18 protein-coding genes are annotated in these 20560 nt (G+C 64.1%); 6 read left to right on the forward strand and 12 right to left on the reverse strand.

All coding sequences use genetic code 11. The annotated features are described in order from the left end of the window. Positions 1–79: 79 nt before the first annotated feature. From DY201_RS02910 to DY201_RS02965, 12 genes are all read right to left on the reverse strand, one after another. Complete coding sequence (locus DY201_RS02910) at positions 80–1489, reverse strand: M20/M25/M40 family metallo-hydrolase (RefSeq protein ID WP_115729906.1); 1410 nt, start codon at positions 1487–1489, stop codon at positions 80–82. Between the two features lie 42 nt (positions 1490–1531). Beyond that, positions 1532–2854, reverse strand: a complete 1323-nt coding sequence (locus tag DY201_RS02915; protein WP_115729907.1) for an amidohydrolase family protein — start codon at positions 2852–2854, stop codon at positions 1532–1534. A 14-nt stretch (positions 2855–2868) separates the two neighbouring features. Further along, on the reverse strand, positions 2869–3930 hold the full coding sequence (locus DY201_RS02920) for an ABC transporter ATP-binding protein (protein WP_115729908.1): 1062 nt from the start codon (positions 3928–3930) through the stop codon (positions 2869–2871). 6 nt (positions 3931–3936) lie between these two features. After that, positions 3937–4728 (reverse strand): ABC transporter permease, encoded by a 792-nt coding sequence (locus tag DY201_RS02925; protein ID WP_165916060.1) that lies wholly within the window; start codon positions 4726–4728, stop codon positions 3937–3939. Next, on the reverse strand, positions 4725–5549 hold the full coding sequence (locus tag DY201_RS02930) for an ABC transporter permease (RefSeq protein WP_115733551.1): 825 nt from the start codon (positions 5547–5549) through the stop codon (positions 4725–4727). Before DY201_RS02930 ends, DY201_RS02925 begins: the two co-directional genes overlap by 4 nt. A gap of 195 nt (positions 5550–5744) precedes the next feature. Continuing rightward, entirely contained in the window at positions 5745–6785 is a 1041-nt protein-coding gene (locus DY201_RS02935; protein ID WP_115729910.1) for an ABC transporter substrate-binding protein, read from the reverse strand. Between the two features lie 196 nt (positions 6786–6981). Further along, positions 6982–7779 (reverse strand): M55 family metallopeptidase, encoded by a 798-nt coding sequence (locus DY201_RS02940; RefSeq protein ID WP_115729911.1) that lies wholly within the window; start codon positions 7777–7779, stop codon positions 6982–6984. A 17-nt stretch (positions 7780–7796) separates the two neighbouring features. Beyond that, a complete protein-coding gene (locus DY201_RS02945; protein ID WP_115729912.1) occupies positions 7797–8888 on the reverse strand; it encodes an aminotransferase class I/II-fold pyridoxal phosphate-dependent enzyme in 1092 nt (363 codons plus the stop codon). 8 nt (positions 8889–8896) lie between these two features. Next, a complete protein-coding gene (locus DY201_RS02950) occupies positions 8897–10573 on the reverse strand; it encodes a serine hydrolase domain-containing protein (RefSeq protein WP_115729913.1) in 1677 nt (558 codons plus the stop codon). Positions 10574–10608: 35 nt separating this feature from the next. Further along, positions 10609–11481 carry an ABC transporter permease gene (locus DY201_RS02955; protein ID WP_115729914.1) on the reverse strand — a complete coding sequence of 291 codons (873 nt, stop codon included), beginning with the start codon at positions 11479–11481 and terminating at the stop codon, positions 10609–10611. Continuing rightward, the gene (locus tag DY201_RS02960; RefSeq protein WP_245431874.1) at positions 11478–12488 is read right to left on the reverse strand and encodes an ABC transporter permease; all 1011 of its coding nucleotides are present in this window, start codon (positions 12486–12488) and stop codon (positions 11478–11480) included. Before DY201_RS02960 ends, DY201_RS02955 begins: the two co-directional genes overlap by 4 nt. A 104-nt stretch (positions 12489–12592) precedes the next feature. Next, complete coding sequence (locus tag DY201_RS02965; RefSeq protein ID WP_115733553.1) at positions 12593–14521, reverse strand: ABC transporter substrate-binding protein; 1929 nt, start codon at positions 14519–14521, stop codon at positions 12593–12595. Between the two features lie 125 nt (positions 14522–14646). On the opposite strand from DY201_RS02965, the gene DY201_RS02970 reads away from it, so the two are divergent. The 6 genes from DY201_RS02970 to DY201_RS02995 all read left to right on the forward strand — a co-directional run bounded on the left by DY201_RS02970 (position 14647) and on the right by DY201_RS02995 (position 20545). Further along, positions 14647–15600 carry a LysR family transcriptional regulator gene (locus DY201_RS02970; protein ID WP_115733554.1) on the forward strand — a complete coding sequence of 318 codons (954 nt, stop codon included), beginning with the start codon at positions 14647–14649 and terminating at the stop codon, positions 15598–15600. Positions 15601–15861: 261 nt separating this feature from the next. Next, a complete protein-coding gene (locus DY201_RS02975; protein ID WP_115729915.1) occupies positions 15862–16788 on the forward strand; it encodes an ABC transporter ATP-binding protein in 927 nt (308 codons plus the stop codon). Then, the gene (locus DY201_RS02980; RefSeq protein ID WP_115729916.1) at positions 16785–17741 is read left to right on the forward strand and encodes an ABC transporter ATP-binding protein; all 957 of its coding nucleotides are present in this window, start codon (positions 16785–16787) and stop codon (positions 17739–17741) included. Before DY201_RS02975 ends, DY201_RS02980 begins: the two co-directional genes overlap by 4 nt. Positions 17742–17789: 48 nt before the next feature. Next, complete coding sequence (locus DY201_RS02985) at positions 17790–19013, forward strand: alanine racemase (RefSeq protein WP_245431875.1); 1224 nt, start codon at positions 17790–17792, stop codon at positions 19011–19013. 121 nt (positions 19014–19134) lie between these two features. After that, positions 19135–19431 (forward strand): hypothetical protein, encoded by a 297-nt coding sequence (locus DY201_RS02990; protein WP_245431876.1) that lies wholly within the window; start codon positions 19135–19137, stop codon positions 19429–19431. 247 nt (positions 19432–19678) lie between these two features. Next, a complete protein-coding gene (locus DY201_RS02995) occupies positions 19679–20545 on the forward strand; it encodes a MurR/RpiR family transcriptional regulator (RefSeq protein ID WP_115729918.1) in 867 nt (288 codons plus the stop codon). Positions 20546–20560: the final 15 nt, after the last annotated feature.

Here is a 20560-nt window from a genome sequence, read left to right on the forward strand (position 1 = left end):
AGTACCTCAGCCTCGCTCCGTCGTTGGGTACCGGATAGCCTCCGCTTTGCTCCGGCTTGCGAGATGACGCTGGTCGGGCTCAGCCCTTGTCTTCGGCAAACGCCGCCAGGATGCGCGCCCAGGAACGGATACCCTTCCGGAAGCTCGACAGGTCGTATTTCTCGTTCGGGCTGTGGATACGGTTGTCGAAGCGGGCGAAGCCGATCAGCAGCGAATCCATGCCGAGCTTTTCCTTGAAGGCAGAAACGATCGGGATCGAGCCGCCACTTCCGGCAATCGCCGCCTCGCGCTCCCACTCCTCGGTCAGCGCTCCGAGCGCTTTGGTGAGAAAATCGCCATCGATCGGCATGACGGTCGCGGCACTTGCGCCGTGGTCGATGAACTCGACCGAACAATCGCCGGGGATGCGGGCACGGACATGGGCGCGGAAGGCGTCGCGGATCTTCTGGGGATCCTGACCGGCGACGAGACGGAACGAGATCTTGGACTGCGCCTTGGCCGGGATGACGGTCTTGAAACCCTCTTCCGTGTAGCCGCCGATGATGCCGTGGATCTCGCAGCTCGGGCGCGCCCAGACCTGCTCGAGCACGGTGCGGCCGTTTTCGCCGGCGGGAATCGAGAGGCCGATATCCCCCAGAAATCCCCTATCGTCGAACGGCAGGCGCTGCCACTGCGCCTTGATGGCGTCGGGCAGTTCGCGGACCCCGTCATAGAAGCCTTCGACAGCCACCCCGCCGTCTGATGTGCGCAGGCTGGCGATGATGTCGGACAACACCTGCAGCGGATTGCGCGCGGCGTTACCATAGATGCCCGAATGCAGGTCGCGGTTGGAGCAGGAGATGACGATCTCCTCCTTCAGCACGCCGCGCAGCATGGTGGTCACCGCAGGCGTCTCGGCGTCCCACATGTCAGTGTCGCAGACCAGCACGACGTCGGCCTTGAGCTCGGCGCCCGTCGTGTCGAGGAAAGGCGGCAGGCTCGGGCTGGAGATTTCTTCCTCGCCCTCGAACAGCACCGACACCTGGATTGGCAGGCTGCCGGTAACGGCCTTCCAGGCACGGCACGCCTCGACGAAGGTCAAAAGTTGGCCCTTGTCGTCGGAGGCGCCGCGGGCAACGATGTGGGTCTCGCCATCGGGCTGCGGCACGAGCCTCGGCTCGAATGGGTCGGAGTGCCACAGACCACGCGGATCGACCGGCTGAACGTCGTAATGGCCGTAGAACAGCACATGCGGTCCCTGCCCAGTGCGGTCGTGGCCAACCACCATGGGATGTCTGGCAGTCGGGCGCACCGAAGCATCGAAGCCGAGCACATCCAATTCCCTGGTCAGCCATTCGGCGGCGCGCTTGCAGTCGGCGGCATGCGCAGGATCGGTCGAGACGGAGGGAATCCGGATCAGGTCGAACAGACGCGCCATGCTACCGTCGATGTTGGCGTCGACATTGGCGAGCACTTCCTGGAGGCGTGCCGAGGCTTCTGATCTGTTCATGACTGTGTCCTTCCCTGTACTGCCCTGACGTTCGTCCGCAATTTAGCCGGCGGCGTCGATACGGGCCATTTCGGCCTTGAAGCTCTGCGCCACCTGCAATGCGTCGCGCAGCACCTTCTTGCGTTCGAGGCTCAACACGTCGCGGCCACGCATCAGCCAGTCGCCACCCACCATGACGTCACGCACGTCGGTCGGCATGGTGGCGAAAACGAGCGTCGAATAAATGTCGTAGATCGGCTGCTGACGCGGCGAGGCCAGGCTGACGCGGATGAGGTCGGCCTGCTTGCCTGGCTCGAGCGAGCCGACCCTGGCGTCGAGCCCCAGCACCTTGGCGCCGTCGCGGGTCGCCATGCGCACGACATCGACCGAGGCCATCGGCTTGCGGCTGTGGCCGAGCAGCTTCTGGAACATCGACACCGGCGCGAACTGCGAGAACAGGTCGAGCGTGTTGCCGCTCATTGCGCCATCTGTCGAGATGCCGACAGGAATGCCGGCTTTCCGCATCGCCTCGACGGGCGCAATGCCGCGACCGGCCTTGCCGTTGGAGCGGGCGTTGTGCGCGACGCAGACCTCGGCATGGGCCATGCGCTCGATGTCTGTCTCGTCGACATGCAGGCAGTGGGCGCAGATCAACCCCTTGCGCAGAAGCCCCGCCTTCTCGACGACCTCGACCGGGCGCATGCCGTGGGTTTGTTGCGCCCACTCCATCTCGGCATCGCTCTCGGCGAGATGCATCTGGACGGGCACGTCGAGATGGTCGTCCGCCCAGCGGGCGATGCGCTCCATCGTTGCCATGCCTGTCGAATAAGGCGCATGCGGCGCAATCGACGGGATGACCCTGCTATGGCAGGAGAATTCGGCGACAAGTGCCTCGGCCAGCGCGAAACCTTCATCGACCGACTTGTGATCCGGCGGATCGAAATCGGCTATGGTCTGGCCGAGCACACCGCGAATGCCGGCCTGGGCAACGACTTGGGCGACCTCGGTCTCGAAGTAATACATGTCGGCGACCGACGTGACGCCGCCCTCGATCAGCTCGAGCGCGGCAAGAGCAGTTCCGGCACGCACCGCCTCCGGCCGCACGAACTTGCGTTCCAAGGGCAGGATGTAGCGGTAGAGCCGGTCGTCGACGTCCTCGCCGAGGCCGCGGAACAGCGTCATCGCCATGTGGCAATGCGGGTTGACCATACCGGGCATGACGAGGTCGCCGCCGGCATCGACTACCTCGGCGCCGGCGACTTCAGGTGCCTCGCCCGCGCCGACGGCCTTGACGATCTCGCCCTCGACATGGACCCAGCCCTTGTCGATGACCGGCATGTCCGCCGTGCAAGGGAGAACGGTGGCGTTGGCGATGAGGATGGACATCTACAGTCCTCGGTTCATTCCGGCTTCAGCACGCAGCACTGATCAGGCACAGGCACCAGCTTGGCCTGCGCGCCCGGCTCCAGCGGCGCCGACAGCGAGCCGTTGGCGATCAACTGGCCGGCGGCGGTGTCAGCCTGGTACTGGTAGGCACGACCGAGATAGGTCCTGAGGCCGAGCGTCGCCGGAATGCCTTCGGCCGTGGCGTCGGTCGACACGGCAAGACCGTCTGCACGTGCAGCAAGCACGAACGCATCGGGGATTGCGCCGAAGCGATCCTGCGACAGCTTGAGCGACGAGCCGTCATCGGTCACGGCCGTCACGGTCGCGCCGTCGCGTGCCGAAACCTTCATCGGCACCAGGTTCTCGAAACCGACGAAGCGGGCGACGAAGGCATTGGCCGGACGCTGGTACAGCGTCTCCGGCGTATCGAACTGCATGATGCGGCCGGCATTCATGATGGCGACGCGGTCGGAGATCGAGAACGCCTCTTCCTGGTCATGGGTGACGTAGACCGAGGTGGTGCCGTTGGCGCGCTGCAGCTGGCGGATCTCGACGCGCATGTCGACACGCAGCTTGGCATCGAGGTTGGACAGCGGCTCGTCGAACATCAAAAGCGGCGGCTCGATGACGAGTGCGCGGGCGAGTGCGACGCGCTGCTTCTGCCCGCCGGAAAGCGCACCCGGCAGGCGGTCGGCGAGCTGCGACAGACCGACGCGTTCGAGCATCGCCCTGGCGCGCTTGTCGCGATCAGCAGAGGCCACGCCGCGCTGCTTGAGGCCGAAGCCGACATTGTCGAGCACCGAGAGATGCGGGAACAGGGCGTAGTTCTGGAACACCAGGCCGATGTCACGCTTGTAGGCCGGCAGCCGGGTCAGGTCCTTGTCGCCAAGGCGGATCGAGCCGGAGGTCGGCTCGAGGAAGCCGGCGATGAGGCGTAGCGTCGTCGTCTTGCCGCAGCCCGAGGCGCCGAGCAGCGAGACGAGCTCGCCTTTGCCGACCGACAGCGACAGATCCTCCAGCACCTTGGTGGTGCCGTAGTGGGCGGTGAGATTCTGGACAGTGAGTGCCTGGGTCATATGGGTCTACTTCGCAAGGAAGGTGAGGCCGAGCGTGCGCTCGACGATGGCCATGACTGCCACGGTCAGCAGCATCAGCAGCACCGACACCGACGCGATCGTCGGATCGAAGAACTGCTCGACATGGGCGAGGATCTGGATCGGCAGCGTCGAAATGCCAGGACCGGTGAGGAACAGCGACGTCGACACGTCGTTGATCGAGGTGATGAAGGCGAGGATGAAGGCTGCGATCACACCCGAGCGGACATTGGGCAAAACGATGGTGAAGAAGGTCTTCACCGGCGGGCTGCCGAGGCTGACGGCGGCTTCCTCGATCGAGAAGTCGAACGAGGCGAGGCTCGCCGAGACGACACGCACGCAATAGGGCAGCACCAGGAGCATGTGGCCGACGAGCAGGGTCAGGAAGATCGGCGTCTCCATGCCTACCGCCACCGATTTCAGCAGCGAGAAGCCGAGCACGATCTCCGGCACCAGGATCGGCAGTACGAAGACAGTCGACAGCCAGGACGGCAGCTTGATGCGGTACCGATTGAGCGCATAGGCAGCCGGGATGCCGACCAGCAGCGCCAGCCCGGTGGCGAGGAAGGCGAGCTCCAGGCTGGTGATGATGGTGCGCCGGAAGGCGCTGATCTCGAAGATGTTCTCGAACCAGCGCAGCGTCAGGCCCTGCGGCGGGAAGGTCAGGTAGGTGGTGTCGCTGACCGAGGCGCCAAGCACGATGATCAGCGGCCCCATCAGGAAGATGTAGACCAGGACGGTGAACAGGATCAGCAGGGGATTGATACGGCTGGTCATCATGTCGCCATCGGGTTGAGGCGCCGCGCGACGCGGCTCATGGCAAGAACGACTGCGACCGTGATCACCACCATAATTGCTGCGATTGTGGAAGCGCCGACCCAGTCGAACGACACCATAGCGCGCTGGTACATCAGCGTGCCCATCACCATCTGGCGCTCGCCGCCGAGAAGCTGGGGTGTGGCATAGGCGGTGAAAGAACCGGTGAAGACGAGAACGGCGCCAACGATGAGACCGGGCACGGCAAGCGGCAGGATGACCTGCCGGAAGGTCGCGGCCGGCGTGGCGCCGAGCGACGACGAGGCCTGGACGACGTCGTCGGGAATATTCTCGAGCACGCCGACAAGGGTCAGGATCATCAGCGGCACAAACAGATAGACCATCGCGACGATGACCGAGCCTTGGGTGTAAAGCATCGACAGCGGCTCGCTGATCGCGCCGATGCCGACCAGGAAATTGTTCAGAATGCCATTCTTGCCGAGGATGATCAGCCAGGCGAAGGAGCGGACGACGACACCGGTCAGCAGCGGGAAGACGGCTGCGATGATCAAAAGGCTTTTCAGCTTGCCCGGCGACTTCGACAAGACATAGGCGGTGAGGAAACCGACGACGAGCGAGATGGCGGTGGTCGCCAGCGAAATCTCGATGGTGCGCCACAGCACGGTGCGGCGGAAGCCGCTGTTGAAGAAGGCGATGTAGGGGGCGAAGATGCCGCCGTCCTCGCCGAAGGTCGTGGCGATGGTCGCCGCCACCGGCAGCACCAGGAACACCAATACGGCCAGCGTAGCCGGCCCTGCGAGCCACCATCCGGCAAAGCGTTTCAGCATGAAATCTCTTCCAGTTTCCACGGACAGACGGCGTCCGGGACATCTTGTTGCGGCGTGCTACCCTTCATCGGGCGGCCACGAAAGGCGCAGAATGCCGCAAGGGCTGTGACAGCGGCAAGAAAAGGCCTCGGGCGTGGCCCCCGGCACACAATGGCGGGCGGGAAAGCCGGTGCCTCCCCGCCCTTATGGCAATTACATGCCGAACACTTCATTCCAGCGGTCGACCCAGTCGGTCTTGGCCGAATTGAGCTTCTCATAGTCGACCTGCTTCAGCGAGGCGATCATGTCGGCGCCATAGGTCCACAGCTTGGCCTGCTCCGGCGTCAACTCGACGGCCTTGACGACAGGCGCGTCGACGCCGTTCTCGGCGGTCTTCTGCTGCACTTCCTTCGACAGCACGAAGTTGATGAACTCGTGGGCGAGTTCGACGTTGGCGGCGCCCTTTGGAATGTTGATGGTGTTCAGCGTGGCGATCGCGCCGTCCGACAGGTTGGCCCATGCGGCGGTCGGGACAGCGGCCTGGATCTGGGCGAGCGTGAAGTCCTGGGCAACTGAAGCCGAAATCTCGCCGGTCGAGAACAGGTTCACCAGCTCGGAGCCGGTGTTATAGTTCTTGACGACGTTGGGCTTCAGCGCCTCGATCGCCTTGAAGGCACCATCGGTGTCGGTGAAAGGATCGACGCCGGCATGGGTGCCGGCGATCATCACCGCCATCGGGCCGGCAGTGGTGGTGATGCCCGGCAGCGACAGCGATGCCTTGAAGTCTTCCTTCCAGAGGTCGTTCCACGAAGTGATCGGCGCCTTGACCTTGGCGGTATCGTAGATCACGCCGACGCGGCCGATGGTGTAGGCCGGGCCGAATTCGCCCTGCGGTGCCTTGGCGAGATCGTAGAGGCCTTCGAGGTTCGGAACCTTCGACTTGTCGATCGGCTGGAACACGCCTTCTTTGATGCCGATCTGCGAATAGGCGTCGGTGAAGTAGGCGACATCGACGCCCTCGCCGTTGCGGATCTTGATCTTGTTGAGACGGTCGGCATTGTTGCCGGTCTCGAACACGATCTCACAGCCGCACTTCTCCTTAAACGGCTTGACGATGTACTCGTCGAGCTTGTCGCCGTTGAAGCCCCACCAGGAGATGGTCAGTGTCTTGCCCTGTGCCAGCGCCGGCGCGGCGACGAGGGTCGTCGCGAGGCCGGCAACGCCAGCCGCGAGAAGGGTGTGAAGTCGTGTCATGGAAAGCCTCTGTTGTTTGACGCCCTGGCACCTGCGGGCGCACGGAGGGACAATTGAGCCTATTTTCGTGGCAGCTAAGGTGCAACTCCAAATGTTGTGCAACGCACATCATAATCTGCCGCATCCTGAGGCGGATGACAAAAAAACCCGGCAATTTGCCGGGGTTTTTTCGATCTACCTAACGGTGCTCGGCACCCTACACGATGAAGCGTATGGCCCGCTGGATTTCGAAGAAGTCCTTGGCACGGAAGCGCAGCGTGCGCGGCGCCGGATGCTCGACCCCGGGGTACCAGCTGCCGCGATGGGCCTCGATCGGGGTGGTATATTCAACCACCAGTTCGAAGCTGTCGGCGAGTTTCGGCAGGCATGATTTGAGGTCGCGCGACAACGCCTCCTCAACGCCGGCCCGGATCGCAGCGACTGAAGCTTTCGGCGTCAGTGACCGGGTCGCCGGGCCGAACCCCTCGCTGGTTGCAACGGTGCCGATGCGCGGCACCAGCAGCTTGGCCTCGGCGCACATGCCGGCATCGCCCGCGAGAAACGCCGACGGCACGCCGTAGCGCGCAGCGCACAGCGCATTGAGCGTGTATTCGGACGCCACCTCGCCATTGATCAAAAGCCGCGACACGGTGCCTGTCAGCGTATGCGCCAGCGGGTTGGTGTCGGTGCCGGCCTTGTTGTGGTAGCCGGTATAGAGGGCGGCCGAAAAGCTGTCGTCGATACCGAACATCATCATGTCGGGATGTCCGCTCCAGTCCCTGACGATGGTGACATAGGCCGGCAGCTTGGACAGGATCAGGTTGCGCCCGGTCGAGTGCGCATCCTTGACCAGCACTTCCTTCGCGCCGGCGGCCTTGGCGCCTTCGCAGGCCGCCACCAGCTCGTCGGTCATGTATTCGCGGAACTCGTCATAGGCGGCATGCCCTTTGCGGGCTTCGTCCCAGACAGTGATGCCGGCGGTGCCTTCGATATCGGCGCTGATGAACACCTTCATGATCGTAATCCTTGGTTCTAGAGAAGCTCGGTCATCGACCGCAGCAGCCGGTCGATCTGGTCGGGAGAATGCTCGGAAAATACGGCCAGCCGCATGCTCGGCACATCCGACGCGTCGGAATAGCCGCCCGGCTGCTGAACCCTGACGATGATGTCGCGTTCGGCAAGACGGTCGCGCAGAAGCTCGAGGTCGGTAACGCCCTTGATGGTGACGATCGGCACCGGCGTGTCGGCGACCTCGAAGCCCAGGCCGCGCAGCCCGTTGCGCATGTGGCTGACATTGCGTGCCAGCCTGGCACGCCTGTCCGTCGTCTGCAGGATGCGCAACGAAGCGGCGGCGGCGGCAGCCAGCCCGGGTGGCGCGGGTGAGGCGCCGCGCATGATCATGGCGTTGCGGGTGATCTTCTCGGCCAAGGCCGCGTCGCCGGGGACGACGCCGCCAAGCGCCCCGAAAGCCTTGCTCATCGTGCCGGCGAGAAAGTTGCCCGCACCCTCCAGCCCGGCATGCTGCAGCGAGCCACGCCCGCTCTCGCCGAGCACGCCGACGCCGTGGGAATCGTCGATGCACAGCAACGCGCCGTCATAGGGCGCCATCGCCTGCCTGAAATCGTTGAGCGGCGCCAGACGGCCGGAGGACGGGAACACCCCGTCGGTCAGCACCGCCGGCCGCAGCCCTGCCCCGACATGCCGCGTCAGTTGCTCGGCAAGGTCACCGGCGTCGCCATGGCGGAACTCATGGACCGGCTTGCCCAGCGTCGGGATCGCGTCGCGGGTGCTGTAGTGGGTCGCCGCGTCGATGAAGATCACGTCGAAATCCTCGCGCAGTCCCTGCAGCAGCACCATCGGGCTGGTGTAGCCCGAGATCATGTAGACGACCTCCTCGGTGCCGAACCACTGGCGCAGTCGATCCTGCAGGTCGGCATAGACCTGCATATGCGCCAGCGTGCCCGGACCCATGCCATACTGCCTGGTAGCAGTGCAGGCCGCCTCGATCACCTCGGGGTGGCCGTGCAGGCAGAAGTAGGATGTGCCGCAGTAATAATCGACCTCGCGCCCGCCGATTACCATGCGGGCGCCAATAGGCGATTCCATCTTGAAGGGTGCGGTCATGCTCCTGCTCAGGCCGCCTCCGCCCGTGACAAGGGCCGCCGTTCGAGGAACATCGGCCCGACACGGATGCCACGCCTGCCGTTGTCGTCGACAGCGTCGAGCTCCAGGATCTCATCCTCATAGAGCTTGCCATGCATGCGGAAGCGCCCCTCGCCAACCGGCTCGCAGCTGTGGGTACAGAAATACTCGATCAGGCATTTCAGCCCGCCATGGCTGTAGCTGAGATAGGTGATGTTGAAGTCCGGGCCGTACTCGCCCAGATGCGGCTCGATCTCATACGGTACCGTCTCGTCGGTGGGCGCCTCGATACGCGTCCAGCTGGCATCCTTCCAGACCAGCTTGCCCGGCTCGGGAAAGGACAGGTTCATATGCGCATAGCCCGCGCCGCGGCCATAAATGCGGCCGTCGATGACGAAGTCCTTGCCTGATACTGGCCGGATCTGCAGCGGCACGCCGTCGCCCATCAGATAGAGCTTGCCGGCCTTCGCCTTGACCTCGACGACCTCCTGCGTGGCATCGTCGCTGTAATAGCCGGGCAACGAGTTGAACTGCTCGTCGGCGATGACGGGCGGACGCTGCATGCGCTGCAGCGGCGTGCCCATCTTGCGCTCGGCAAGTGCGATGCGCAGGCCGTCGACGCCGAGGCGCGAGGCGATCTGGTTGGCGAAGTCGAGCGTCGCAAATATCAGCACGCCGATGCCTGCGCCGGGCAGGATCAGCATGTGCGAGGCATAACCATAGACCGCGCCGCCATGGCCGACCGACTCCCAGCCGTCGACCTCGCCGGCACCATAACACAGGCCATATCCGGCCATCGACTTGTCCAGGCTGTCGGGGCGCTTGCCGAACGGCGTCCACATCTCGCGCAGCGAGGCCGGCGAGATGATCGACGTGCCCTCGGCATTGAAGCCGCCGCGCAACAGGCACTGGACGTAACGCGCCATGTCGCCGGTCGTGGAGAAGATGTTGCCCGCAGGCGAGCCGCCGAGGCTGAACACCGGAGCCGGCGTGTCGCCGTCCAGGGTCCACATGTCGGCGGGCGCGAGGCGTTCGCGGATACCCGGCGCCATGCCACAGGACGACTGGTTCATGCCGAGCGGCTTCATGATGTTTTCAGCGACGTAGTCGGAATAGCTCTGGCCGGTCACCACCTCGATGACCCGTCCGACGACGGCGATGCCGGCATTGGAGTAGTGCATGATGCCGATGCTCGGATCCTGCTTCAGCGTCGAGCTGGCGAGCTCGTTGACCGTGTCCTCGAGCGGCGGCCGGGTGGCGTCGAGATAGTGGCCACTCTTCGGCTCGCGCACCAGACCGGAGGTGTGCGTCATCAGCTTGCGCAGGCTGATGACCGAACCATGCGGACCAGCTTCGGCGCCGGCGAACGGGTTGATCGGATGGAAGCCGGGCAGGTAGGTCGAGACGTCGACATCGATGTCGACGAGACCCTTCTCCACCAGTTGCATCATCGCCAGCGAGGTGAAGGTCTTGGTGATCGAACCGATGCGGAAGCAGGTGTCTTCGCGCATGTCGAAATGGCGGTCGGTGCGCTGGATGTGACCCTCGGCCAGCACGCCGTCGCGGTCGACGAGCGCATAGGAGATCGACGGGATCGCCTTGTCCTCGACCTCGTAGCGGATCAGGTCCTCGAACAGCTCTATCGATGCGGCGGACAGGGAAGGCATGGCAAACGCTCCTTGAGCTGAAAAGATGGGAAGTCTCAATGGGAATGGCGTGGGTCGAGCATGTCGCGCAGCGCGTCGCCGACGAGGTTCCACGACAGCACGAACAGGAAGACCGCAGCACCGGGGAAAGCCAGCGTGTACCAGAACTGGAACGGGTTGCCGGGCTGGCCGACGATCCAGTTGCGCGAATAGGCGATGAACTGGCCCCAGTCGGCGTAACCCTCTTCGGTGCCGACGCCGAGGAAGCTGAGCGCTGACGCCGACAGCACCATCGAACCGGTGGCCATCGTCGCCAGCACGAGCACCGGGAACATCGCATTGGGCAGGATGTGCAGCACGATCAGCCGGAGGTCGCTTGCGCCGTAGGCGCGTGCCGCATGGATGTAGTCCATCTCGCGTATCCTCAGGATCTCGCTGCGCACGATGCGGGCGTAGCTCATCCAGCCGAATGTCGTCAGCGCAATGGTGATCGGCCAGATGCCCTTGCCCAGCAGCGCCGTCAGCACCATCGCGGCGATCAGGAACGGCACCGCCATGAACACGTCGACGATGCGCATCAGGACGTCCTCGACCAGACCGCCATAATAGGCGGCAACCGCACCGATGGCCGTGCCGACGAGCACCGAGATCGCAACGACGCCGAGGCCGATCTTGAAGGCGGTGCGGGTGCCCCAGACGACGCCGTAAAAGATGTCGTACTGGCCCTGAGTGGTGCCGAAGATCGCATCTCTGGACGGCGGCATCGGCGTTGCCAGAAAGCCTGCACGCGGTGTGTCGTAGGGCGACAGCTGGAAGCTCTGCGGCGGCGCCAGAAGCGGTGCGAAGATCGCGATCAGCACGAAGGCGAGGAGGATCAGGACGCCGATCAGCGAAACCGGGTTGCGCGCGAGGTAGCGAAGAACTTTCATTGCGTCTTCACCCTCGGATCGAGCAGCGGATAGATCAGGTCGACGAGCAGGTTCATCAGCACCAGCACGACCGCGAAATAGAGGCCGAAGCCGAGAACTGCCGGGAAGTCGAGATTGGCCGCGGTCTTGGCGGCGAACTGGCCGAGCCCGGCATAGTCGAAGATGGTCTCGGTGATGACGACACCGCCCATCATCACGGCAAGCTCCATGCCGGCAATCGTCGCCACCGGCAGCAGCGCGTTACGCCGGGCGTGCTTCAACTCGACCACGCGGCGCGGCAGGCCCTTGGCACGGGCGGTGCGGACATAGTCCTGGCGCAGCGTCTCGAGCATTGAGGTGCGCATCACCCGCGTCATGCTGGCGACGTTGACATAGGTCAGCGTGATGACAGGGGCTGCGAGGTGGCGCAGCGAATCGACGAAGATCGCCCAGTTGCCGTTCAGGATCGCATCGACGGTGTTGGCGCCGGTGTAGCGGACGAAATCGCCGGAGCTGACGGTCGTCTGTGCCCATTGGCTGAGGCGGCCGGGCGGGAACCAGTCGAGCGCCGAGTAGAACACCAGTAGCATCAGCAGGCCAAAGACATAGACCGGAAACGACCAGCCCAGGATGGTGAAGATGCGGATGACGTGGTCGGGCCAGCGGTTGAGGTGGATGCCCGCGCGGGAACCCAGGAAAACCGCGAGCAGCAGGCACGGAATGAACGCCAGCACCACCAGTTCCAGCGTTGCCGGAAAGAGCGACATCAACGCCGTCGACACCGGCTGGCGGGCCGTTTCCGACCAACCGAGGTTGCCGGTCAGCACACCGCCGATCCAGCGGCCATACTGGATGTAGAAGGGATCGTTCAGCCCGTACTGCTCGATCATTCGGCGGATGCTTTCCTGGCCACCCTTGAGGTAGTCGGGCGACGGCGCATAAGCCGCCAGGCGCTGCGTCGGCGATAGCGACATCTGCAGCGCAAAGATCATCAACGACAGCGCGAACAGGACGATGGGCAGCATCATCAGTCGTCTGAGAGCGTAAGTCAGCACGGGTGCACGGATTCCGGTTTCGGGGAAAACAAGCAATACGCCGGGCGAAGTGGATCGCCCGGCGTATTGTCAGCCAATCAGTCGTTGGCCTTGGTCACCGGGTAGAAGTCCCAGGCGCCGTAGAGGATCATGTTGTCGACATAGCCGTCGATGTTGCTGCGGGTGACGACGTAGCCGAAGTCCTCCCACAGGAACTGCGTGGTGGCGTACTCGTAGGACATGTCCTGCAGCTTGGCGTAGATCGGCTCACGCACGGCCGGGTCGTTCGAGGCCCAGGCCTCATCGAGCAGCGGCTTGAACTTCTCCGCCATCAGGTCGCGGTAGCCCTGGCCGACCATGCCGCCGACGAGGCCGGTGGGCGAGAGATAGTAGGATGCCGCACCGAGCGGGCCGCCCGGATCGGAGTAGTCGGGACCCCAGCCCATCACCGTCAGAGGCGCTGCCGGCTTTTCGCGGTTGTTGAGCTTGTCCGAGACGGAAGCCCAGGGCAGCGCCTGGATCTGCATCTTGAATTTCGGGTTGATGCGCGACAGGCCCATCTGCAGTGCCGACAGAGCTGCCGTCAGTTGTGGGTTGCCCTCGGTCACATAGGCCGTGAAGGTGAAGCCGACATCCCACAGCTTGCCGTCGAAAGCCTTCTTGAAGTGCTCCTCGGCCTTGGCCGGATCGTAGCTGTAGATGGGCGAATCCGGGCGGTAGCCCATGATGCCGCGCACGGTCGGACCACGCGACTGAACCGTCTTGCCGAGCAGCACCTGGTTGATCAGCGCGTCGTAGTTCTGGGCGTAATTGAAGCCCTTGCGGACATCGATGTCGGCGAAGAAGTCTGGCGGAATGCCGGCACCGTCCAGCTTGCCGCTGCCGATGGCGGGGTTGTCGTTGTCGTCGAGCGGCCAGGCAAAGAAGATGCCGCGCGAGAACACTTTCTGCAGGCCGTCAATGACCTTGACGCCTTCGGTCTTGCTGAGCTCGTCGATGAACTCGACGGGCGCCGCGACGAAATCGGCATCGCCCGACAACAGCTGCAGGCGCCGCGTCGTCCATTCCGGCACGGTGCGCATGACCACGCGCTCGAGCTTGGCCGGACCCTGGAAATAGTTGTCGAAGCGCTTCAGCGTGATGCGGCGGTCGGTGCGATCCCATTCCTCGAGCATGAACGGACCGGTGCCGTTTTCCTCGGCGAACAGAGGATTGGCGCCGAGCTCCGGGCGGTAATGCGCCTTCCAGTTGTCGCCCGAACCGTCCCAGCCGCCGACCGAGGCGACCCATTCCTTGTCGAGGATCGACGTGCCGAAGGGCAGCGCGATGACGCCGAGCGTCGCCGGGAACGACTTCGGCAGCTTGAGCGTGACGTTGTCGCCGTCGACCACGATCTGCTCCGAGAGCTGGTCATAGACCTTGCGCAGCGTCTCGGGGCTGGCCTCGGCGAACGACTTGACCTTGCCTTCCGTCTCCACCCACTTGGCGATGTCGGTGTACTTGCCGGCGGTGATCACCTCGGTGATCGCGTTCGACATCCACGACTGTCCCTGCAGGATGGCGCGCAGCAGTGAATAGCGCACGTCGTCGGGTGTGATCTGGCCATAGCCCGGCTCGATTGCAGCCTTCTGGGCGTCGGTCAGCTTGTCGTAATACTCCCAGGTGATCTTGCCGTCGGCGCCCTTGACGCCGACCTTGTGGGCGAAGACGCCTTTGCGGATCGGGAAGGTGTAGCTCACCGAGCCGTCATCGCCCTGCTTGATCAGGCCGTTCTCCAACGACGGCACTTCCGTCGACAGCGACGGTACGAACTCCGAGATCTTCGAGCCGTTGAAGTTCAGCAGGCGGCTGTAGATGTTCAGCGCGCCATAGGAGCTCGGCGTGTTGGCGATGTAGGCGGGATCGAACGACTGGATGTCGTCGGTCCACATGAAGACGAATGTGCCGGGGTTCTTTGTCTCGGCCACGGCCGGTGCAGCCGTGACGGCAAGCCCCATGCCCATAGCCAACGCTAAGGCTAGTTTCATCATCGTTCCCTTCTGATGGCGGAGGAAGTTTTCTTCTTCTCGTTACGGAAAGGCTAGAAGAGCGCTTGCCGGTCTGTCCAATGTGTAGATAGGATGGACTATGCAAAACACGCATGAGGGCCAGCATGGAACTGCAATGGCTTGAAGATTTCCTGGAAATCGCCGCGACACGCAATTTCTCGACGGCGGCCACCGCGCGAAATATTTCGCAGCCGGCCTTCAGCCGACGCATCAAATCGCTGGAGAACTGGATCGGCGCCGACCTTATCGACCGCAGCACCTATCCGGTCCAGCTGACCCGGGCGGGCAACATGTTCCTGCCCGGGTGCCAGCGGCTGGTGCGCGAGGCCTACAGGCTGCGCACCGATTGCCGCAATGTCGCCGGCGAAAGCTCGGCGATGCTGACCTTCACCTCGCTGCACACGCTGGCGATGTATTTCTTTCCGAAATGGATCAGTTCGCCGCTGATCTCGCGCATGCCCCTGCGCACCAGCATGCATGCGGCCGATTTCCTCGAAAGCGTCGACCATCTGTGCTCGGGACAGTGCGACTTCTGCATCACCTATGTCCACCCCGACGGCCCGCCGGTTCTGGAGGGTGGCCCCTTCGAAACCCTGCTAATCGGCAAGGATCGGCTCATTCTGGTGTCCGGAACCGACGACAACGGCAGGGCGCTGTTCGACCTCGACGTGCCTGAAAGCACCGAGATTCCTTACCTCGCCTATTCCTGGAGCGACGGCTACATCGGCAAGCTGGCGACGCTGATCCAGTCGCGCTGGCGTCGGCCGCTCAACCTCAGCACCGTCTACCAGTCAGCACTTGCCGACGGCCTGAAGCACATGGCGGTCGCCGGCCGCGGCGTCGCCTGGCTGCCGCAGATCTGCGTCGCCGAGGCGATGAGGCAAGGCCAGCTCGTGCAGATCGGCGGCCAGCAGATGTCGCTGGAGATGGAGATCAGGATCTTCAGGCGGGCCGGCGCCGGCAGCCACGACAGTGATGCACTGTGGCAGCACCTCAAGGAATGTGCCGAACTGCCCCAGTACAAAAGTGCATTTGAAGCTGCCCTCGACGCCGCCTGACCCATCGACATGCCCCGAATTGTTCTCCGGGCACGATATGCGAAGACAGGCGATGCAATGCGCGGCACGCATAGTTTTGGCCGCCTCAATCGGGAAGCGTTGATTTCCCTGACTTTTGCGCCGGCGCAACGCGGCCCTGTCCGCGTCTGACCGCCCTGGGGGGTGTCGTCATCCCCTGCCCGCCCTATTGACAGAACACGGCACCGTTGCGTTCGATGCCCCGACACGACGTCTCGTCGCTGAAACCGGGTCCATGTGCCGATGATCCCTGCCAAGTCCTCCACGCCAGAACTGCCCGAGGATGTCATCCTCGCGGTCGAGGACCTCGAGGTCTCCTTCGCCGTCCGCTCCCGCGCTAGCTTCCGCGCGGTGCGCGGCATCTCCTTCACCATTTCGCGCGGCGAGACGGTGGCGCTGGTCGGCGAGTCCGGTTCGGGCAAGTCGGTGACCGCAATGACCATCATGCGGCTGACCGAGTATGACGGTGCCGCCATCACGGGCGGACGGGTGCTGATGCGCCTCAAGGACGGCAAGGTCGCCGACCTGGCCAAGCTCTCCGAAAAGCGCGTCGAGGCCCTCAGGGGCGCCGAAATTTCGATCGTCTTCCAGGATCCGATGTCGAGCCTGAACCCCGTCTTCACCGTCGGCGACCAGATCGCCGAGGCCGTCGTCCACCATCAGGGCAAGACACCGGAGCAGGCGCGCCAGATCGCGCTCAACACGCTCAAGCTGGTGCGCGTACCCGATGCCGAGCGCCGCCTCGACCAATATCCGCACCAGCTCTCCGGCGGCATGCGCCAGCGCGTCATGATCGCCATCGCGCTCGCCTGCCGGCCGTCGCTGATGATCCTCGACGAGCCGACGACGGCACTCGACGTGACCATCCAGGCGCAAATCCTCGATCTTGTACGCGCACTGCAGCAGGAGATCGGCATGTCGGTGCTGTTCATCACCCACGACATGGGCGTCGTCGCCGAAGTCGCTGACCGGGTCTGCGTCATGCTGAAGGGCGAGATCGTCGAGACGGGAACCGTCTACGACGTCTTCGCCAAGCCCAGGCACGCCTACACCCGAGCGTTGATCTCGGCGGTGCCGCGCCTCGGCAGCATGGCCGACAAGGACGCGCCCGAAAAATTCCCGCTGCTGGTGTTCGAGCCCGAGCGCCAGCTCGCCGAGGCAAGCAAATGAACGCATCCTCCCCGATGAAGGAAATTGGCCGGCCACTGGTCGAAGTCCGCAACCTGGTCACCCGCTTCGACCTCAAGGCAGGCCTTTTCGGCCATGTCTCCGGTCGCGTCCATGCCGTCGAAAACGTCTCTTTCGACATCTTCCCCGGCGAGACGCTGGCGCTGGTCGGCGAATCGGGCTGCGGCAAGTCGACCGTCGCGCGCTCGATCATGCAACTCGACAAGCCGCGCTCCGGCTCGATCCGTTTCGATGGCGTCGAGTTGCTCGGCGCGCCGCGGCAAGTGGTGGCGAAGTTTCGACGCCAGGCCCAAATGGTCTTCCAGGACCCGTTTTCGTCGCTCAACCCGCGCATGACCATCGAGCAGTCGCTGATCGACCCGATGCGGGTGCACAAGCTCGGCTCCTTGGAGAGTATGCGGGCCCGGGCTGCCGAGCTGATGGCCAAGGTCGACCTCGCGCCTGAGCTGCTCGAACGTTACCCGCACGCCTTTTCCGGCGGCCAGCGCCAACGCATCTGCATAGCCCGCGCCCTTGCTCTCAACCCGCGCCTGATCGTTGCCGACGAGGCCGTCGCCTCGCTCGACGTCACCATCCAGGCGCAAGTCATCAATCTCTTGATGGACCTGCAGCGCGACATGCAGATCGCGCTCCTGTTCATCAGCCACGATATGGCCGTGGTCGAGCGCATCGCCCACCGTGTCGCGGTGATGTATCTCGGCGAGATCGTCGAGATCGGCGACCGCCGCTCGGTATTTGGCAATCCGCAGCATCCCTATACGCGCAAGCTGCTGTCGACGGTGCCCATCGCCGATCCGACGCGCCGGCCGGAAGGACGGGTGCCGATGTCAGACGAAATTCCGAGCGCCATGCGGGCGCCCGACTTCGTGCCCGTCGAGCTGCCGATGCACCAGATCTCATCCACCCATTATGTGCGACAGGTGGCGGCGGGCTGACGACTGCCCTATCAAGAGTTCCTCGTTTCAAATCAGAGCATTCCCAAAATGACCCCTTCGAACATGTCGTTGGCGGCCGCCCCCGCGTCCGCCAGCACAGCCCACGACATTGCCGTACCCCAGGCGCAGCTGAAGATCGACGGCCTGCGGCGCCCGGCAGCAGCAGAGCGCCCGACGCCCTATGTCGAGGTCGACGAGACGCGCCTGACCCGCAACATGCAGGCGATGCAGAACCGTGCCGACGCGGCCGGCCTCGTCATGTTCCCGCACGTCAAGACGCACAAGAGCATCGATCTGGCGAAGCGACAGCTGGCGCTGGGCGCCCGTGGCATCACCGCCTCCAAGCCGAGCGAGGCACTGGTTTTCGTCGAGGCCGGCATCCCCTCGATCATCGTTGCCTATCCGATCGTCAATGCCGGCTCGCTCGATCGCCTGCTGCCGGCAGTGAAGGCGAACGGCACCGAACTGCGCACGATTGCCGCGAGCGAAACAGGCGTTGACGCGCTCTCGACCGCCGCCGTGCGCCACGGCGTCGACATCGGCGTCTTCCTCAAGGTCGATGTCGGCCTCGGCCGCGTCGGCCTCAAGCCGAACGATCCCGCGGCGATTGCCGTTTGCCGGAAGATCGCCACAGCACCCGGCCTGCACTTCGCCGGCCTGCTGTCGCATGCCGGCCATTCCTATGCCGCCACCGATCCGGACAACCTTGCAGCGGTCGCCCGCAACGAGGCCACGGCACTTGCCGGCCTCGCCGCCACGCTCAAGGGCCTGGGCATGCCCGTACCTTGCCTGTCGGTCGGGGCAACGCCGACCTGCCGCGGCGCGCCGCTGCAGTCGGTCGACTGCATACGGCCCGGCAACTACGTCTTCCTCGACGGAACCGCGCTCCGCCTCGGCATCTGCGGTGCCGACGATCTGGCGCTGTCTGTCGTTGCCCGTGTCGTTGCCTCCAACGACACACATTTCATCATCGACGCCGGCTCCAAGACCATGAGTTCCGACCGAGGCGCCCATGGCATGGGCGGCAACGGTTTCGGCATCGTCATCGGCGCCGAAGGTGGCAGCGACGCCGGCGTGTGGACGCTCGAACGTATGTCGGAGGAGCACGGCTTCGTGCCGGCGGCGGGCAGAACCTTGCCGCTCGGCAGCCGTATCAGGGTCTTCCCCAACCACTCCTGCGCCACCATCGCCAATTTCGACAGCTTCATCCTGCGTCGCGACGAAGGTGAGGCGCTGACGCTGCCGGTCAACGCCCGCAACTGCCAGACCTGACAGGCCGAGCCCGGCACAGGCGTCCCGCTCACCCTGTGAACGCCGCGCGGTTCCAATTGCGAGCCAGGCTTGTTAGTCTGGTGCGATGAAGGCAATTGCTCTTGCTTCAGCGGGGACCGCATTGTTCGTCGCCCTGGCTGCGACGGCAGGCTGCGCATCCGGGCCGGGCCCGGTCGATCCCCTGAAATACGACGCCATGGCCTGCGCCGAACTCGATGTCGCCATGGGCACGACGGCTGCCGGCATTTCGCGCACCGCCATCAGCCGCGGCACTGTCGGCCAGTGGAACGTCCCCGCCTGGGCACCGGGCGGCACCAAGGCCGTCACTGCCATCCAGGAGCGGCAGACGGCCAGGATCGATGTGCTGCGCCAGCAACAGGTCGCCATCGACTTGGTCAGGAAGCGCAATTGCCGCTAGGCAGTTCCCGCGAGACAAGCCGGTACTGACCGTCGTTTCCACCCGCTCGACGACGTCAGCAGTTGCCTCGGGCACGCCGGCCCTATCCGCGCGCTCATCTTTCGCCATCCCCAGCGCATCACCGGCATCACCGGCATCACCGAGGACAAGGTGTCGCCTACGTCTCTCTTCCACCAACTTGTCAGAAAAATAACACTCTTGATTCAATTTCAGAAAACTGACAGTCTGATTTGCAGGAGGAGAACAGATGAGCGGAACAGTACGCCAGCGTTTGACCGACAGCCTTCAGAACGGCGCCGGGGCGAGCCGGGCCATCGCCACCTACATGCTGGCCAATCTCAGCGAACTGCCGTTCGAAACCGCGATGGCCGTCGCCGATAAGGTCGGCGTCAGCGAACTGACAGTCGGGCGTTTCTGCCGCTCGATCGGTTACCAGCACTTCAAGGATCTCAAGGCCGACCTCAAGGTCGATGTCTCCGACAGCCCATGGCTGATCGGCGACCGGCTGCGCGAGTTCCAAGCGAACACCCGCGAAGGTGGCGGCGACCTGGCAAAGAGCCTCGAGCTCGAACTCGCCGCCACCGTTCGCGTCTACGAGCTGGTGCGAACACCGCAATGGGCCCATGTGGTCAAGCGCCTGACGACGGCGAGACACGTCTACATCGCCGGCTTCCAGAGCGAGCGCGGCATCGCCGCGACCATGGCGCACCTGCTGCAATATGTCAGGGATGGGGTGCATCTCGTCGATCATTCCTCGGGCAGTTTTTCCGAGGTGCTGCTCGCCGACCCCAAAAGCTCGGCACTCGTCATGTTCGACGCGCGGCGCTATTCCCGCCAGGCAGCGCTCCTGGCGAGAAGGTCCCGCGACGTCGGCATGCCGGTGACACTCGTCACCGACCTGTTCTGCGACTGGGCGCATGACTGCACCAACGAGGTCTTTGCGGTGCCTTCGGAAATCAACCTGTTCTGGGACACCAATGGACCAATGCTGACGCTCGTCCACCTGATGGTCAATGGCATCATCGGCGAGCTCGGGCCGGAGGTCGAGGAACGGCTCGACCGGCTGTCCGGTCTCTATGGCGATTTCTTTGGCCACGCCGGCCGCAAAACGTAGCACCGACACCGCCGC

This window comes from Aminobacter aminovorans (assembly GCF_900445235.1).
Classification (GTDB): domain Bacteria; phylum Pseudomonadota; class Alphaproteobacteria; order Rhizobiales; family Rhizobiaceae; genus Aminobacter; species Aminobacter aminovorans.

Excerpts from the sequence above, each read along its gene's own strand:
- DY201_RS02910 (WP_115729906.1), bottom strand. The coding sequence starts at position 1,489 with ATGAACAGATCAGAAGCCTCGGCACGCCTCCAGGAAGTGCTCGCCAAT.
- DY201_RS02915 (WP_115729907.1), bottom strand. The coding sequence starts at position 2,854 with ATGTCCATCCTCATCGCCAACGCCACCGTTCTCCCTTGCACGGCGGAC.
- DY201_RS02920 (WP_115729908.1), bottom strand. The coding sequence starts at position 3,930 with ATGACCCAGGCACTCACTGTCCAGAATCTCACCGCCCACTACGGCACC.
- DY201_RS02925 (WP_165916060.1), bottom strand. The coding sequence starts at position 4,728 with ATGATGACCAGCCGTATCAATCCCCTGCTGATCCTGTTCACCGTCCTG.
- DY201_RS02935 (WP_115729910.1), bottom strand. The coding sequence starts at position 6,785 with ATGACACGACTTCACACCCTTCTCGCGGCTGGCGTTGCCGGCCTCGCG.
- DY201_RS02940 (WP_115729911.1), bottom strand. The coding sequence starts at position 7,779 with ATGAAGGTGTTCATCAGCGCCGATATCGAAGGCACCGCCGGCATCACT.
- DY201_RS02945 (WP_115729912.1), bottom strand. The coding sequence starts at position 8,888 with ATGACCGCACCCTTCAAGATGGAATCGCCTATTGGCGCCCGCATGGTA.
- DY201_RS02950 (WP_115729913.1), bottom strand. The coding sequence starts at position 10,573 with ATGCCTTCCCTGTCCGCCGCATCGATAGAGCTGTTCGAGGACCTGATC.
- DY201_RS02955 (WP_115729914.1), bottom strand. The coding sequence starts at position 11,481 with ATGAAAGTTCTTCGCTACCTCGCGCGCAACCCGGTTTCGCTGATCGGC.
- DY201_RS02960 (WP_245431874.1), bottom strand. The coding sequence starts at position 12,488 with ATGATGCTGCCCATCGTCCTGTTCGCGCTGTCGTTGATGATCTTTGCG.
- DY201_RS02965 (WP_115733553.1), bottom strand. The coding sequence starts at position 14,521 with ATGAAACTAGCCTTAGCGTTGGCTATGGGCATGGGGCTTGCCGTCACG.
- DY201_RS02970 (WP_115733554.1), top strand. The coding sequence starts at position 14,647 with ATGGAACTGCAATGGCTTGAAGATTTCCTGGAAATCGCCGCGACACGC.
- DY201_RS02975 (WP_115729915.1), top strand. The coding sequence starts at position 15,862 with ATGATCCCTGCCAAGTCCTCCACGCCAGAACTGCCCGAGGATGTCATC.
- DY201_RS02980 (WP_115729916.1), top strand. The coding sequence starts at position 16,785 with ATGAACGCATCCTCCCCGATGAAGGAAATTGGCCGGCCACTGGTCGAA.
- DY201_RS02985 (WP_245431875.1), top strand. The coding sequence starts at position 17,790 with ATGACCCCTTCGAACATGTCGTTGGCGGCCGCCCCCGCGTCCGCCAGC.
- DY201_RS02995 (WP_115729918.1), top strand. The coding sequence starts at position 19,679 with ATGAGCGGAACAGTACGCCAGCGTTTGACCGACAGCCTTCAGAACGGC.